Here is a 14,178-nt window from a genome sequence, read left to right on the forward strand (position 1 = left end):
TGGAACTTGGGCCGGGACGGTGGGTTGATAGGGCGGCATGGCTGCGCTATCGGACGGCTTTGCCATTGCAAGAGGGCTGAACATGGACCTGAAGAGCCGGATTTCCGCTGCCACCAAGGATGCGATGAAGGCCAAGGACAGTGCGCGGCTGTCCACGCTGCGCCTGATCGGGGCCGCGATCAAGGACCGCGAGATCGCCGCCCGCAGCGAGGGCAGCGACGAGACCGAACTGTCCGAGGCCGGGCTGGTCGCGATTTTGTCGCGCATGGTCAAGCAGCGCCAGGAATCGGCCAAAGCCTATGAGGAGGGCGGGCGGCTGGAACTGGCGGAAAAGGAAACCGCCGAGATCGGGGTGATTCAAGAGTTTCTGCCCCGCCAGATGTCGCCCGAGGAAACCCGCGCCGCGGTCGACAAGGTGGTGGCCGATCTGGGCGCCAGTTCAATCCGTGACATGGGCCGGGTGATGGCGGAACTGAAGGCCCGCCATGCCGGACAGATGGATTTCGGCGCGGTCGGGCCGATGGTGAAGGAAAAGCTGATCTGATCCGCTTTTGAGACGCAGACGGAACGCCCCTGCCTGCGGGGGCGTTTTGCGTTTTTGAGGGGGAAAGCACGATGAAGGCGAAATCGAAGGCACAGCAGCGCGCCGCAGGCGCGGCATTGGCCGCCAAACGCGGCGGGGGCAAGCCGGGCGATTTGCAGGGCGCGTCGCGGGATATGTATGACAGCATGACCGAGGCCGAGCTGGAAGAGATGGCATCCACCCCTCTGGATGATCTGCCCGAACACGTGGATTGACAGCCGGATGGCTTGGGTAAGCTGAAAGCTGGGGCGGGGGCTTTCCGCCCCCTCTGGCCTGCGGCCATTCACCCCCGGAAGGTATTTGGGACAGAAGCGAGGCCATTGGCGCAGGCAAGCGCGCGGCAAAGGCTGTGATGCAGGTCGAGCCTTTCCGGGGGTGAGAGGAAAGCACCAAGTTCGACCTCGCGCTGGCCATCGGTCAGGGTCAGGTAATCTTCGACCGGGCCGGGGCGGATCTGGCTGCGGACCCAATAGGGGTTGGCGTGCCAGATGCGGTCAGCGCGGCCCGGGTCATGGCGGCGCAGGCTGAGGCGGTCGCGGGTCATCACCAGCGTCTCGGACAGGGTGGCGGCGCGATAGCTGCGCATCAGCGCGAACCACAGGCCCCAGATGGTCAGCAGCGCGAAGGGCAGCAGGCCCCACCAGACCGCCGACCCCGTCACCGCCAGCAGGGGCAGCGCCAGCGCGCCAGCGGTCAGGGCGATCACCCAGACGAAGCCGCGCATCGGCAGCGAGCGGTGCGGCCACAGTTCCAGCAAAGCTATGACCTGATCCGGTGGTGTGGTCGTGCCGGGGCCGTCAGTTGGGTGTTGGGATGTCGGTGGATGGGAAACGGCCGCAGACTCCTCTGCGGCCGCCGTTTTTGGGTTGTCTGGATGTGTCAGCCAGCGATAGGGCATGGCGCCCGGTCAATGCGCGTGGCTGTGATCCCAGTCCTCGCGTTTGGGCAGTTGCTCGAACGTGTGCTCGGGCGGGGGCGAGGGCAGGGTCCATTCCAGCGTATCGGCGTGCTCGTTCCAGTAGTTCGGGACATTCACCCGGCGCCCGGCGAACAGGGTCCAGAACACCACGCCGATAAAGAACACGAAGCTGGCAAAGGCGATATAGGCCCCGATCGAGCTGATATTGTTCCAGAACGCATATTCCACCGGATAGTCGATATAGCGGCGCGGCATTCCCTGACGGCCAAGGAAGTGCTGCGGGAAGAAGATCAGGTTCGAGCCGATGAACATCGCAAAGAAATGCAGCTTGCCAGCCCATTCCGGGTATTGCCGGCCCGACATCTTGCCGATCCAGAAATACACCCCGGCAAAGATCGCATAGACCGCGCCAAGCGACATCACATAGTGAAAATGCGCCACGACATAATAGGTATCGTGATAGACCCGGTCCAGCGGCGCCTGCGACAGCACGACACCGGTCACGCCGCCGACGGTGAACAGGAACAGAAAGCCAAAGGCCCACAGCATCGGGGTCTTGAACTCGATACTGCCGCCCCACATGGTCGCGATCCAGGAAAACACCTTGATGCCGGTGGGCACCGCGATGGTCATGGTGGCCAGCATGAAATAGCTTTGCTGGGTCAGCGACATGCCCGCCGTGTACATGTGATGCGCCCAGACGACAAAGCCCAGAACCCCGATCGCGGCCATGGCCAGCACCATCGGCAGATAGCCAAAGATCGGCTTTTTCGCGAAGGTGGCGATGACATGGCTGATAATGCCAAAGCCGGGCAGGATGATCATATACACCTCGGGGTGGCCAAAGAACCACAGGATGTGCTGATACAGCACCGGGTCGCCGCCACCGGCCGGGTTGAAGAAATTGGTGCCGAAATTGCGGTCCATCAGCAGCATGGTAATCGCACCCGCCAGCACCGGCAGTGACAGCAGGATCAGCCATGCGGTGATGAACACCGACCACGCGAACAGCGGCACCTTGAACAGGGTCATCCCCGGCGCGCGCATGTTCAGGAAGGTGGTGATGATATTGATCGCCCCAAGAATCGAGGACGCGCCCGAGACGTGGACGGCAAAGATCGCCAGATCCATTGCGATGGTATCGCTGTGCTGGGTCGACAGTGGCGGATACAGCACCCAGCCCACGCCCGCGCCCATGCCGTCACCCCCCGGCGACAGCAGCGAGGCCACACCCAGCGCCACGCCGCAGACATACAGCCAATAGCTGATATTGTTCAGCCGCGGAAAGGCCATGTCCGGGGCGCCGATATGCAGCGGCATGAAATAGTTGCCAAAGCCGCCGAACAGCGCCGGAATCACCACGAAGAACATCATCAGGATGCCGTGATAGGTAATCATCACGTTCCACAAATGCCCGTTCGGGGTGCATTCGCGCGACGCATCAGCGATAAAGCGCGCGCCTTCCTGACACATATACTGGACGCCGGGATGTTGCAGTTCCATCCGCATATAGATGGTGAACATCACCGAGATCAGCCCCACGATCCCTGCCGTGAACAGGTAGAGGATGCCGATATCCTTGTGGTTGGTGGACATGAACCAGCGGGTAAAGAACCCGCGCGTGTCATGGTGGGCGTCGTGGCCATGAGCGGCGGCGTCTGCCATGAAGAAACCTCCCCGAATGCGCGTTGGGCAGGCGTGACCCCACCCCCTTTTGTCTTGTCTAGACCAAAGAACCCCCTGCGGCAATCTGTCACTTGTGGGAAAGATGGCGGGGCGGCGGGGTGTTTTGCGGGCCGGGCGGTTCGCGTTGGGCGGCGCCGGGCGGGGGCAGGGGGCTGAATTGAAAAGGGCCGCGGCATTTGCCACGGCCCCTGTCGTGATGGGCGGGGCTGGCCCGCCGGGCGCGCCTTACTGGGCGGCCTCGGGGCTGTGCTGGGCCAGGAACGCGGTGATGTCGTCCTGATTTTTCTTCATCTTGAAGGTCATCTTGGTCTTGGCCTTGGGGTCGCCGATCTTGTCTTCGACATATTTGTTCGGGTCGGTCATATAGGCGGCCAAATCTTCTTCGGTCCACACCTCGCCGGATTCACCCAGCTTGATCAGGGCGTCGGAATATTTGAAGCCCTCTTCCGAACCGGCCTTGCGGCCCACGACGCCATACAGGTTCGGCCCGGTCTTGCCGCCCTTGACGATGTCCTTGCCATCGGCGTCCTGAATCATGTGGCACGCCTTGCATTTCTTGAATTCCTTCTCGCCAACGGCGGCGTCACCGGCCGCAAAGGCAGGGGCCGCGGCAACCGAAAGGGCGAGAGCTGCGATAACCGAATATTTCATAGCGTTTTCCTGGATCCTTCAGATCTGGGGTCATGACCGGCACAATTGTGCCGCCTCTGTCAGCGCATGACATACAATGCGAACGCACAAAGCAAGCAAAAAGACCCGGACAGATTGTCGCTGACCGGGTCTGAATCGTGTAAACTCCTGATCGGCGTGACTTATTTTGCGCCGCTTTCGATGGTGTCAAGGATCTGGGTAAAGCGGTCCTTTTCCTTGCCCTTCATCTTGCGCGCTCGCAGCGCGTCAAGGTTGGACAGGTCATCACCCACCACGATGGCGCCGACCATGCCCATGGCACGGTGCGGCAGGCAGTAATATTCGTAAATGCCCGGCTGATTAAGCGTGACCTCGAAATCCGCGCTGATCTTGCTTTTCCACGGCTCGGCGCCTTCGGGGATCATATCCGCATCGGCGCTGCTGTTATGGCTGGGGTCGGTCGAGACGAATTTGACCGTGTCGCCCGGCGCGATATGCAGCACCTCGGGGCGGAACACCATGCGCGCCTTTTTGTCGTCGGGGTCCTTGTTCAGCATCATCACCTCGTGCGTTTCGGCATGGGCCAGCACGGGCAGGGCGGCCACGGCCAGCAAGGTGCCAATGGCCAGCGAGGTGACGCTAAGGCGAAGCGATGTCATCTGATGTCCTTCCTGTTTTGTCCGGCTGCCAACCTATTAAAACAGTCAGGTATTGGCGATGTGACAAACCGCCGCCCGCCATGGCCGCAAAGGCGCGCAGCGGTTCAGCCGAAATGCCGGGCAAAGCTGTCCTTCAGCGCGGCGTCAAGGTCGTCCATCGTCACCGGCAGGCCCAGATCGACAAGGCTGGTGACGCCATGACCGCTGATGCCGCAGGGAACGATGCCGCCGAAATGGCCAAGGTCGGGTTCGACATTGACCGAGATGCCGTGAAAGCTGACCCAGCGGCGCAGCTTGATGCCGATGGCGGCGATCTTGTCCTCGTGCATCTGGCCATCCGGCAGGGCGGGCTTGTCGGGGCGGGCGATCCAGACGCCGACGCGGCCCTCGCGCAACTCGCCTGTCACGTTGAAAGCCGACAGCGTGTCGATCACCCAGCCTTCCAGCCGCTGCACAAACGCGCGCACATCGCGCCCGCGCCGGTTCAGGTCCAGCATGACATAGATCACGCGCTGCCCCGGCCCGTGATAGGTATATTGCCCGCCGCGCCCGGCCTGAAACACCTCGAACCGGTCCGGGTCGGTCAGGTCGCGGGCCTGCGCGCTGGTCCCGGCGGTGTAAAGCGGCGGGTGTTCGACCAGCCAGATCAGTTCCGGCGCCGTGCCCGCAAGGATTTGCGCGACGCGGTTTTCCATGAAGGCAACGGCCTGCGGATAGGGGGTCAGGCCGGGCGCGGTCAGCCATTCGGGCGCGGGATGGTCGGGCATGGCGGGGTCTTTGCTGTGGTGGTGCCTGGCCCCCAGATAGGTTCAAAACCCGCGCCATGCCAGTGCCGTGCAAAAACCGGGCGAAAAATGCGGCGCGGGACGGGAACCCCCTTTTCAACGCCCGCGCAACCGTCTATGACCCCGACCACTTGCCCGGTTTGCGGCCGTGGCGGAATTGGTAGACGCGCAGCGTTGAGGTCGCTGTGGGGTAACTCCCGTGGAAGTTCGAGTCTTCTCGGCCGCACCATCCCTTTCCTGACAGATCACGGCACGACCCCGGCGCGATTGCGGCGGGCCTTTGGGCCGCGCTGCCACTGGTCACTGACGCGGGGTCAGGCGGTGCGGGGGGTCGGCTGCTGCCATTTCGGGCAAGCTGTATCCGCAAGCTTTTCGCGTTATTTCAGGTGCCTGCGGCGGGGCCTGCCCGGCGTTGCGCCAGCGATGCGGATCTGCTGCCTGCAAAATGGGCACAGCCAGACTGTTTGTGCATGGCTGCCACAACATTGTTGCAATCGCGCCGGGGCACCGCTTACAGTCGACAGGCGCAAAGAACAGAACAGACGCGAACAGGGGGCGCTTTTGACCGACCGACCGACCGACGCGGGATTCGTCGTTTTCGACCATGTCCAGAAAAGCTATGACGGCCGCACGCTGGTGGTGAAGGATCTGAACCTCTCGATCGGCAAGGGCGAGTTTCTGACCATGCTGGGACCGTCCGGGTCCGGCAAAACCACCTGCCTGATGATGCTGGCCGGGTTCGAGACCGCCACCCATGGCGAGATCCGGCTGGACGGGCGCAATATCAATGACGTGCCGCCCCATAAGCGCGGCATCGGCATGGTGTTTCAGAATTACGCCCTGTTTCCGCATATGACCGTGGGCGAAAACCTGTCCTTCCCGCTGGAGGTGCGGGGCATGGACAAGGCCGAACGCGAAAGCCGCATCAAACGCGCGCTGGACATGGTCCAGATGGGGGCCTTTGCCAGCCGCCGTCCCGCGCAATTGTCAGGCGGCCAGCAACAGCGGATCGCCTTGGCGCGGGCGCTGGTTTTCGACCCGCAACTGGTGCTGATGGACGAACCGCTTGGCGCGCTGGACAAGCAGCTGCGCGAACATATGCAGTTCGAAATCAAGCATCTGCACGAACGTCTGGGCATTACCGTGGTCTATGTCACCCATGATCAGGGCGAGGCGCTGACCATGTCGGACCGCATTGCGGTGTTCAACGATGGCCGCATCCAGCAACTGGCCCGCCCCGAGGTGCTGTATGAACAGCCCGAAAACAGCTTTGTCGCCGGGTTTATCGGTGAAAACAACGCGCTGACCGGCACCATTCAGGAACTGACGGGCGATACCGCGCTGGTGCGTCTGGCCGATGGCGCGCTGATTGATGCCACCGCCGTCAATATTCGCGAAACGGGTCAGCAGACCACCGTGTCGATCCGCCCCGAGCGGGTCGAGTTCAAGCCCGAGATGATGCCCCCCAACGCCCATACCGTTCAGGCCGAGGTGCTGGAGGTGATTTATATGGGCGACATCCTGCGGGCGCGGCTGCGGGTCGCGGGCAGCGATGATTTCGTGATGAAATACCGCAATACGCTGGGGCAGGCGCGGCTGGCGCCGGGACAGTCGATCCGCATCGGCTGGCACCCGCAGGATGCGCGCGCACTGGACCCGGTGTAACCGAAACCGCCCCCCGGAAGGCGGCCAACCGCAATGCGACCAATGGGGAGATATCGCAGATGCTGAAGACGACTCTGGTTCTGACGACCGCGCTGTGCGCCACCGCTTTCGCGGCGCAGGCGCAGGACAAGCAACTGAACGTCCTGTCATGGGGCGGTGCCTATGGGGCCTCGCATCAGGTGGCCTATATCAAGCCGTTCGAGGAAAAGACCGGCATCAAGGTCAGCGTGGCCGATGCCGACAACCCGGCCACCCCGGTCAAGGCACAGGTCGAGGCCGGCAACGTCACCGCCGATGTTGCCAGCGTCGAATATGCCGATGCCGTGCGCCTGTGCGACGAGGGTCTGCTTGAGGAAATCGACCCGGCGATCCTGACCCCGGCCCCCGATGGCACCGCCGCGGCGGATGATTTCCTGCCCGGCACAGTGTCGGAATGCTTTGTGGCGACGGATGTGTTCTCGACCATCATGGCCTATGACGAGACCCGGTTCAAAGACGCCAAGCCCACAAAACTGGCCGATTTCTTTGACCTCGACGCGTTTCCCGGCAAGCGCGCGATGCGCAAGGGGGCCAAGGTCAATCTGGAAATGGCGCTGATGGCTGATGGCGTGCCCGCCGATCAGGTCTATGAGGTTCTGGCCACGGACGAGGGCGTGGCGCGTGCTTTCAAAAAGCTGGACACGATCAAGTCCCAGATCGTCTGGTGGGAAGCCGGCGCGCAGCCGCCGCAGCTGTTGGCCGATGGCGAGGTCGCGATCGCGATCGCCTATAACGGCCGCATCTTCAATGCCGCCATCGACGAGGGCAAGCCGTTCAGGATCGTGTGGGACCATCAGGTTTACGAAATGGAAGGCTGGGTGATCCCGAAAGGCGCCCCCAACAAGGATAACGCGCTGGACTTCGTGGCCTTCAGCACCGGGGCCGAACCGCTGGCCCGTGCGGCGGAACAGATCAGCTATGGCCCGCCGCGCAAGTCGTCGCAGGGGCTGGTCGGCAAATACAAGGACAGCGATGTGGACATGGTCCCGAACCTGCCCACCGCGCCTGAAAACCTGACCACCGCCTTGCAGTCGGACACCGAATTCTGGGTCGATCACGACGCCGAACTGTCCGAACGCTTTGCCGCCTGGCTGGCCGGCTAAGCGCACGCATTGACCGCATCCGGGCCAACCGGGTGCGGGCCTAAGGGGTGTTGCGGCCCCGCCAACGGAGGAGGAAGACCATGCAAAGAATCACGCTTCTGCTGAGCACCGCCCTCACGGGGATCGCTTTGACAACTGCGGCAATGGCCGGCGACACGCTGACCGTGCTGTCCTGGGGGGGCGCCTATAGCGAGGCGCAGAAAACCGCCTTTGCCCGCCCGTTCGAAGAAAAAACCGGCATCAAGGTCACCATGGCCGATACCGACAACCCCGCCACCCCCATCAAGGCCGAGGTCGAGGCCGGCAATGTCACCAGCGACGTGGCCAGCGTCGGCTATGCCGATGCGATGCGGCTGTGCGACGAAGGTCTGGTTCAGGAAATCGACCCGGACATGCTGGAAAAAGGCGCCGATGGCAGCGCGCCGCAGGATGATTTCCTGCCCAACGGTCTGGGCGATTGTTTCGTGGCGACCGATGTCTATTCCACCGTGATCGCCTATGACGGCAGCAAATATCAGGGCGATGCCGCGCCGAAATCGGTGGCGGATTTCTTTGATCTTGATGCCTTCCCCGGCAAGCGCGGGATGCGCAAGGACGCGCATTTCAACATGGAAATGGCGCTGATGGCCGATGGCGTGCCCGCCGATCAGGTTTATCAGGTTCTGGCCACGGACGAGGGGGTGGCCCGTGCGTTCAAAAAGCTGGACAGCATCAAATCCCAGATTGTCTGGTGGGAGGCCGGCGCACAGCCGATCCAGCTGCTGGCCGATGGCGAGGTCGCGCTGACGCTGGCCTATAACGGCCGGGTCTTTAACGCCGCCGTGGACGAGGGCAAGCCGTTCCGGATTTTGTGGGATGGCCAGATTTATGAAATGGAAGGCTGGGTCATTCCCAAAGGCGCCCCGAACCAACAGGCGGCGCTGGATTTCGTGGCTTTCAGCACCGGGCCGGAGCCGCTGGCCCGTGCAGCGGAACAGATCAGCTATGGCCCGCCGCGCAAGTCGTCGCAGGGGCTGGTCGGCAAATATAAAGACAGCGATGTCGACATGCCGCCCAACCTGCCCACGGCGCCTGAAAACATGGGCAACGCGCTGGCCTCGGATGTGGAATTCTGGGTCGATCACGCCGCCGAACTGAACGAACGCTTCGCCGCCTGGCTGGCGGGCTGATGCCGATACCCTGTCCCGCGCCGCGGGGCAGGGCCTGACCGACGCAGACAGAAAGACCGCATATGGCAAGCCCGCTCGACCCTCATGCCGCCATCGTGACCGAAGCCTCGGGGATCGACCCTTCGGCCCCGCTGACCACGGCGGATGGCAAGCCGCTGCACCGTGCGCTGGCGCGGTCGCAGGCGCGGTCGCGGCGGCGGGCCTTCTGGCTGGTGGCGCCGCTGCTGCTATTCGTGCTGCTGACCTTCGTGCTGCCCATCGGGCAGATGCTGAAACGGTCGATGTATAATGACGGCTTTTCCGCCAATATGCCCCAGCTTAGCGCGTGGTTTGCCGACCATCCGCGCGGCACCGGCCCGGACGATGCGGCATGGGCCGCGCTGGCCGCCGACCTGCAAAGCGCGGCGCAGGCCAAGACCATCGGCGTGGTCGGCACCCGCATCAATTATGACGTGCCGGGGACGCGGTCGCTGTTCACGTCGGGCGGGCGCAAGGCGAAAAAGGGGCTGGAACCCCCGTATCGGGACGCCGTTCTGGCGCTGGACGCGGCATGGGGCGAACCGCGTCTGTGGTCAGCCATGCGCGAGGCGGCGACACCCTATACCGGCAATTTCTATCTGTCGGCGCTGGACCGCACCCGCGACAGTGACGGAAAAATCGTGCAGACCGATGAACACAAGCAGATCTATATCACCCTGTTCAAGCGCACGCTGTGGCTGTCGCTGCTGATCACCGGTCTGACCTTTGTTCTGGGCTTTCCGATTGCGCATCTGCTGGCGACGCTGCCGATGCGGAAATCGAATCTGCTGATGATCCTTGTGCTGCTGCCGTTCTGGACCTCGCTTCTGGTGCGCACGACCAGCTGGATCGTGCTGTTGCAACAGCAGGGCGTGGTCAATGACGTGCTGGTCTGGCTGGGGCTGATCGGGAATGACCAGCGCTTGCAGATGATCTATAACCAGACCGGCACGATCGTGGCGATGACGCATATTCTGCTGCCCTTCATGGTGCTGCCGCTGTATTCGGTGATGCGCACCATCAACCCGTCCTATGTCCGCGCTGCCCGCAGCCTTGGCGCGACCAGCTGGACGGCCTTTCGCCGCATCTATTTTCCCCAGACCCTGCCGGGGTTCGGGGCCGGGGCGCTGTTGGTGTTCATCCTTGCCGTGGGGTATTATATTACGCCTGCGCTGGTGGGTGGAAGCTCGGGTCAGCTGATTTCCAACATGATCGCCGTGCATATGTCACAGACGCTGAACTGGTCCATGGCCGCAGCCCTTGCCGCGCTGCTGCTGGGGGGGGTGCTGGTGCTGTACTGGCTGTATGACCGCATGGTCGGCATCGACAATCTGAAACTGGGGTAAGTCATGGCTTTGCCACGTTACGCATCACCGCTGGAACGCGTCTGGCACTGGACCTATCTGGTGATCTGCACCGCGATCTTCGTGTTCCTGATCGCGCCGATTCTGGTCATCATTCCACTGTCCTTTAATGCCGAACCCTATTTCACCTTTACCGACCAGATGCTGTCCTTCGACCCGCAGGGTTACAGCCTGCGCTGGTATGACAGCCTGCTGACCTATGGCACCACCAATCCCGGCGGGCAGGGCGCGGGCTGGTGGGCCGATGTCTGGCACAATGCGAAATGGGTGCAGGCGGCCAAAAACTCTGTGATTATCGGGGTGTTTTCGACCATCATTGCGACGGTGCTGGGGACGCTGGCAGCGCTGGGGCTGGCCCGACCCGAGATGCCGTTCCGCCGCGCCATCATGGCGATCCTGATCTCGCCCATGATCGTGCCGATCATCATCACCGCGACGGGGCTGTTCTTTTTCTACAGCTCGGCCTGCGTGCCGCCGAACAGCTGGGTGGGGCAAATCCTGTCGCCGGTGCTGTCCAATTCGGGCTGTCTGGCGAATACCTATCTGGGGGTGATTCTGGCCCATGCCACGCTGGGGATTCCCTTTGTGATCATCACCGTGACCGCCACGCTGGTGGGGTTCGACCAGTCGCTGAACCGCGCCGCCGCCAGCCTTGGCGCGAACCCGCGCACGACCTTTTTCCGCGTGACCATGCCGCTGATCCTGCCGGGGGTGGTGTCGGGGGCGCTGTTCGCCTTTACCACCTCGTTTGACGAGGTCGTGGCCGTGCTGTTCATCGCCGGGCCTGACCAGCAAACCATCCCGCGGCAGATGTGGAACGGCATCCGCGAACAGATCAGCCCGGCCATTCTGGCGGTGGCGACGATCCTTGTGGTGTTCTCGATCAGCCTGCTGACGGTGGTGGAACTGCTGCGCCGGCGGTCCGAACGGATGCGCGGGCTGACGCCGCAATAATCACGGCAGCACCGACAGCCAGAACCAGATGGTTAGCATCGACAGCGCCGTCGCCACCAGAACGCTGGTGGCGGCAACGCGCTTTGCCGCGCCATACATATTCGCGAACAGATAGGCGTTGATTCCCGGCGCCATGGCCGCCGTCATCACCCCGGACCGCAGCGCGCCGACATTCAGCCCGAACAGATGCCCCAGCCCAAAGGCGATCGCCGGATGCAGCAGCAGCGAACAGCCGCAGACCATGGAAATTGCCCCGGCATCCCCCTCGGGGCGATACCGGAACAGGATGCCGCCCAACCCAAACAGCGCGGCAGGCAGGGCGGCGCGGGCCATCATCTCGACCGCGGCCCAGAACCCCTCGGGCAGGGCCAGCCCGAATTGCTGCGCCAGATTGACCGCCAGCCCTGACAGAATGCCGATCACCAGTGGCGTGTGCAGCACCCCCGACAAGGCCCGCAGCATCACCCGCCCGGCACTGATCCCAAGACCACGGGCGCGGGTGAACTCCATCACCGTGATGCCAAACGTATATAACAGCGGCGAATGCAGGGCGATGATCATCAGGTTCCCGGCCAGCGCATCCGCGCCATAGGCGCGTTCCGTAATCGGCAGCCCCAGCAAAAGCGAATTCGAGAACAGGCAGGCAAAGCCAATTGCCACGGCATCCTCGGGGCTGCGGCGAAACAGATGCCGCGCCCCCAGCCAGCCGATCGCGAAACTGGCAAAGGCCCCGGCGTAAAACGCCGCCAGCAGGGGCGGGTCGAATTCGGCCCCCAGGTCCAGATGCGCCATGGATTTGAACAAAAGCACCGGCACTGCGAAATTCTGTGCAAACCGCATCAGCCCGTCGGTCGCAGCCTCGGCAAACAGCCGCCGCCACGCGGTGACATAGCCAAAGCCGATCACCAGAAACACCGGCAGAATGACGGTAAACAGCGTGCTCATGGCGTTTCTTCGTTGTCCAAATACCCAAAAGGCGGCCTGTCCGCCCGCGCCGTCAGTGGCAGGTGATGACCATCCCGTCAAAGGCAGGGACCACATTTTGCGGCGTGTCACGCATGACCGCGTCGTAATCCATATCCAGATGCATATTGGTGATCACCCCCTGCGGCACCGCCGACCGCGCGATCCAGTCCAGCGTCTGCGCCAGATGCGAATGGCTGGGATGCGGTGTGCGGCGCAGGGCGTCACAGATGAACACCTGTGCGCCCTCGATCGCGGGCCAGGCGGTGTCGGGGATGGCGCTGACATCGGGCAGATAGGCCAGCCCCCCCGCCACATCATGCGAGACGCGGAACCCCAGCGCCGGAATGGTGCCGTGCACGACGGTAAAGGGCGTCACATGCAGCGCCCCCCCCGGCCCGTCGATGGTAAACGGCCCCTCGATCAGGTTCATCTGCGCCACCGGCGGATAGCCCGACCCCTCGGGCGTCTCGAAGATATAGCCAAAGCGCTCGCGCAGGGCGTCGGCGGTGGGGGTATCGGCCCAGACCGGCATCATCCGGCGCATGTTAAAGACGATCTGGCGAATGTCGTCGATGCCATGCACATGGTCAGCATGGGGATGGGTATAGGCCACCGCATCCAGCCGCCCGACCCCGGCATCCAGCAATTGCGGCACAAGGTCGGGACCGGTGTCGATCAACAGGCTGGTGGTGCCTTCGGGGCCGTCGCGCTGAACCAGCAGCGAACAGCGGCGGCGGCGGTTTTTCGGGTTCAGCGGGTCGCAATCGCCCCAGTTGCCGCCAATACGGGGCACGCCGCCCGACGATCCGCAGCCAAGGATGGTGGCGCGGATCATGCCGCCCACCCTGCGGCCCTGGCGAACAGGCGGTCGAAATTGGCCGTGGTCGCGGCGGCGAATTCGGGCAGGGACAGGCCGAACAGATCGGCCCCGACCTGTGCCGTCAGCGCGGTATAGGCCGGTTCGTTGCGTCGCCCGCGATGCGGCGGCGGCGCCAGATAGGGGCTGTCGGTTTCAACCAGCACCCGGTCCAGCGGCACGGATTTGAAAATGTCGCGGACCTCTTGCGATTTGGGAAAGGTCGCGATTCCCGACATCGACAGGTAAAACCCCAGATCCAGCGCCGCGCGCGCCAGTTCCGGCCCGCTGGAATAGCAATGCATCACACAGCCAAAGGCGCCATTGGCATGTTCCTCGCGCAGGATGCGGGCCATGTCGTCATCGGCGGCGCGGCTGTGAATGATCAGCGGCAGGCCGGTCTGGCGGGCGGCGGCGATATGGATGCGCAGGCTGTCTTGCTGAAGCGCCGCCGTGTCGGCGGTATAATGGTAATCCAGCCCGGTTTCGCCAATGCCCACGAATTTCGGATGCGCGGCCAGCGCCACCAGCTGATCGACGCTGGCCATCGGCTGGTCAGCGACGCTCATCGGGTGGGTGCCGGCGGCATAGAACACCGGGGCATGGGCCTCGGCCAGGGCGCGCACGGCGGGTTCGTTGCACAGCTTGGTGCAGATGGTGACCATGCGGCGCACCCCGGCGGCCTGCGCGCGCGCGATCAGGGCCTGATGCTCGCCGTCGAAATCAGGAAAGTCGAGGTGACAATGGCTGTCCACGATCTCGAATGCGGGGTCGCTCATCTT

The 14,178-nt window shown here is 63.3% G+C and carries 15 protein-coding genes and 1 tRNA gene; 8 read left to right on the top strand and 8 right to left on the bottom strand.

Annotated elements, in window-relative coordinates:
• Window positions 1-82 precede the first annotated feature (82 nt).
• Window positions 83-544 (top strand): GatB/YqeY domain-containing protein, encoded by a 462-nt coding sequence (locus tag ACFXP9_RS00735; protein ID WP_397209977.1) that lies wholly within the window; start codon window positions 83-85, stop codon window positions 542-544.
• 71 nt (window positions 545-615) lie between these two features.
• On the top strand, window positions 616-798 hold the full coding sequence (locus ACFXP9_RS00740) for a DUF3008 family protein (RefSeq protein ID WP_397207723.1): 183 nt from the start codon (window positions 616-618) through the stop codon (window positions 796-798).
• Window positions 799-866: 68 nt separating this feature from the next.
• On the opposite strand, the gene ACFXP9_RS00745 is transcribed toward ACFXP9_RS00740, so the two are convergent.
• The 5 genes from ACFXP9_RS00745 to lipB form a co-directional block, all read right to left on the bottom strand.
• Window positions 867-1,340 carry a DUF2244 domain-containing protein gene (locus ACFXP9_RS00745; RefSeq protein WP_397207725.1) on the bottom strand — a complete coding sequence of 158 codons (474 nt, stop codon included), beginning with the start codon at window positions 1,338-1,340 and terminating at the stop codon, window positions 867-869.
• Window positions 1,341-1,490: 150 nt separating this feature from the next.
• Window positions 1,491-3,167, bottom strand: coding sequence for a cytochrome c oxidase subunit I (locus ACFXP9_RS00750; protein ID WP_397207727.1), 1,677 nt, complete (start codon window positions 3,165-3,167; stop codon window positions 1,491-1,493).
• Window positions 3,168-3,413: 246 nt separating this feature from the next.
• The gene (locus ACFXP9_RS00755) at window positions 3,414-3,839 is read right to left on the bottom strand and encodes a c-type cytochrome (RefSeq protein WP_397207729.1); all 426 of its coding nucleotides are present in this window, start codon (window positions 3,837-3,839) and stop codon (window positions 3,414-3,416) included.
• A 161-nt stretch (window positions 3,840-4,000) separates the two neighbouring features.
• Window positions 4,001-4,477: a pseudoazurin gene (locus ACFXP9_RS00760; protein ID WP_397207731.1), complete on the bottom strand. Its 477-nt coding sequence runs from the start codon at window positions 4,475-4,477 to the stop codon at window positions 4,001-4,003.
• Window positions 4,478-4,581: 104 nt separating this feature from the next.
• Window positions 4,582-5,244 carry a lipoyl(octanoyl) transferase LipB gene (gene lipB, locus ACFXP9_RS00765; protein WP_397207733.1) on the bottom strand — a complete coding sequence of 221 codons (663 nt, stop codon included), beginning with the start codon at window positions 5,242-5,244 and terminating at the stop codon, window positions 4,582-4,584.
• Between the two features lie 160 nt (window positions 5,245-5,404).
• On the opposite strand from lipB, the gene ACFXP9_RS00770 reads away from it, so the two are divergent.
• From ACFXP9_RS00770 to ACFXP9_RS00795, 6 genes are all read left to right on the top strand, one after another.
• Window positions 5,405-5,491, top strand: a tRNA-Leu gene (locus tag ACFXP9_RS00770).
• Between the two features lie 332 nt (window positions 5,492-5,823).
• On the top strand, window positions 5,824-6,927 hold the full coding sequence (locus tag ACFXP9_RS00775; RefSeq protein WP_397207735.1) for an ABC transporter ATP-binding protein: 1,104 nt from the start codon (window positions 5,824-5,826) through the stop codon (window positions 6,925-6,927).
• Between the two features lie 59 nt (window positions 6,928-6,986).
• Window positions 6,987-8,069, top strand: a complete 1,083-nt coding sequence (locus tag ACFXP9_RS00780; protein ID WP_397207737.1) for an ABC transporter substrate-binding protein — start codon at window positions 6,987-6,989, stop codon at window positions 8,067-8,069.
• An 80-nt stretch (window positions 8,070-8,149) separates the two neighbouring features.
• Window positions 8,150-9,238: an ABC transporter substrate-binding protein gene (locus ACFXP9_RS00785; protein ID WP_397207739.1), complete on the top strand. Its 1,089-nt coding sequence runs from the start codon at window positions 8,150-8,152 to the stop codon at window positions 9,236-9,238.
• A gap of 62 nt (window positions 9,239-9,300) precedes the next feature.
• A complete protein-coding gene (locus tag ACFXP9_RS00790) occupies window positions 9,301-10,602 on the top strand; it encodes an ABC transporter permease (protein WP_397207742.1) in 1,302 nt (433 codons plus the stop codon).
• A gap of 3 nt (window positions 10,603-10,605) precedes the next feature.
• Window positions 10,606-11,574 (top strand): ABC transporter permease, encoded by a 969-nt coding sequence (locus ACFXP9_RS00795; RefSeq protein ID WP_397207744.1) that lies wholly within the window; start codon window positions 10,606-10,608, stop codon window positions 11,572-11,574.
• Here ACFXP9_RS00795 and ACFXP9_RS00800 read toward each other — a convergent pair whose 3' ends face one another.
• Genes ACFXP9_RS00800 through ACFXP9_RS00810 form a run of 3 tightly spaced genes read right to left on the bottom strand, consistent with a single transcriptional unit; the run spans window position 11,575 to window position 14,175 of the window.
• The gene (locus tag ACFXP9_RS00800; RefSeq protein WP_397207746.1) at window positions 11,575-12,519 is read right to left on the bottom strand and encodes an AEC family transporter; all 945 of its coding nucleotides are present in this window, start codon (window positions 12,517-12,519) and stop codon (window positions 11,575-11,577) included. It lies immediately after the preceding gene.
• A gap of 52 nt (window positions 12,520-12,571) precedes the next feature.
• Window positions 12,572-13,375 carry an MBL fold metallo-hydrolase gene (locus ACFXP9_RS00805; protein WP_397207748.1) on the bottom strand — a complete coding sequence of 268 codons (804 nt, stop codon included), beginning with the start codon at window positions 13,373-13,375 and terminating at the stop codon, window positions 12,572-12,574.
• Window positions 13,372-14,175 carry a TatD family hydrolase gene (locus tag ACFXP9_RS00810; protein ID WP_397207750.1) on the bottom strand — a complete coding sequence of 268 codons (804 nt, stop codon included), beginning with the start codon at window positions 14,173-14,175 and terminating at the stop codon, window positions 13,372-13,374. The genes ACFXP9_RS00805 and ACFXP9_RS00810 overlap by 4 nt, the downstream gene beginning before the upstream one ends.
• Window positions 14,176-14,178 lie beyond the last annotated feature (3 nt).

Source organism: Paracoccus jiaweipingae, from assembly GCF_044335505.1.
In the GTDB taxonomy this organism is placed as follows: Bacteria; Pseudomonadota; Alphaproteobacteria; order Rhodobacterales; family Rhodobacteraceae; genus Paracoccus.

What these genes read in the sequence shown, in the direction of transcription:
- ACFXP9_RS00740 (WP_397207723.1), top strand. Translation starts at nt 616, where the DNA reads ATGAAGGCGAAATCGAAGGCACAGCAGCGCGCCGCAGGCGCGGCATTG.
- ACFXP9_RS00780 (WP_397207737.1), top strand. Translation starts at nt 6,987, where the DNA reads ATGCTGAAGACGACTCTGGTTCTGACGACCGCGCTGTGCGCCACCGCT.
- ACFXP9_RS00805 (WP_397207748.1), bottom strand. Translation starts at nt 13,375, where the DNA reads ATGATCCGCGCCACCATCCTTGGCTGCGGATCGTCGGGCGGCGTGCCC.
- ACFXP9_RS00800 (WP_397207746.1), bottom strand. Translation starts at nt 12,519, where the DNA reads ATGAGCACGCTGTTTACCGTCATTCTGCCGGTGTTTCTGGTGATCGGC.
- ACFXP9_RS00735 (WP_397209977.1), top strand. Translation starts at nt 83, where the DNA reads ATGGACCTGAAGAGCCGGATTTCCGCTGCCACCAAGGATGCGATGAAG.
- ACFXP9_RS00785 (WP_397207739.1), top strand. Translation starts at nt 8,150, where the DNA reads ATGCAAAGAATCACGCTTCTGCTGAGCACCGCCCTCACGGGGATCGCT.
- ACFXP9_RS00750 (WP_397207727.1), bottom strand. Translation starts at nt 3,167, where the DNA reads ATGGCAGACGCCGCCGCTCATGGCCACGACGCCCACCATGACACGCGC.
- ACFXP9_RS00795 (WP_397207744.1), top strand. Translation starts at nt 10,606, where the DNA reads ATGGCTTTGCCACGTTACGCATCACCGCTGGAACGCGTCTGGCACTGG.
- ACFXP9_RS00810 (WP_397207750.1), bottom strand. Translation starts at nt 14,175, where the DNA reads ATGAGCGACCCCGCATTCGAGATCGTGGACAGCCATTGTCACCTCGAC.
- ACFXP9_RS00790 (WP_397207742.1), top strand. Translation starts at nt 9,301, where the DNA reads ATGGCAAGCCCGCTCGACCCTCATGCCGCCATCGTGACCGAAGCCTCG.
- ACFXP9_RS00755 (WP_397207729.1), bottom strand. Translation starts at nt 3,839, where the DNA reads ATGAAATATTCGGTTATCGCAGCTCTCGCCCTTTCGGTTGCCGCGGCC.
- lipB (WP_397207733.1), bottom strand. Translation starts at nt 5,244, where the DNA reads ATGCCCGACCATCCCGCGCCCGAATGGCTGACCGCGCCCGGCCTGACC.
- ACFXP9_RS00760 (WP_397207731.1), bottom strand. Translation starts at nt 4,477, where the DNA reads ATGACATCGCTTCGCCTTAGCGTCACCTCGCTGGCCATTGGCACCTTG.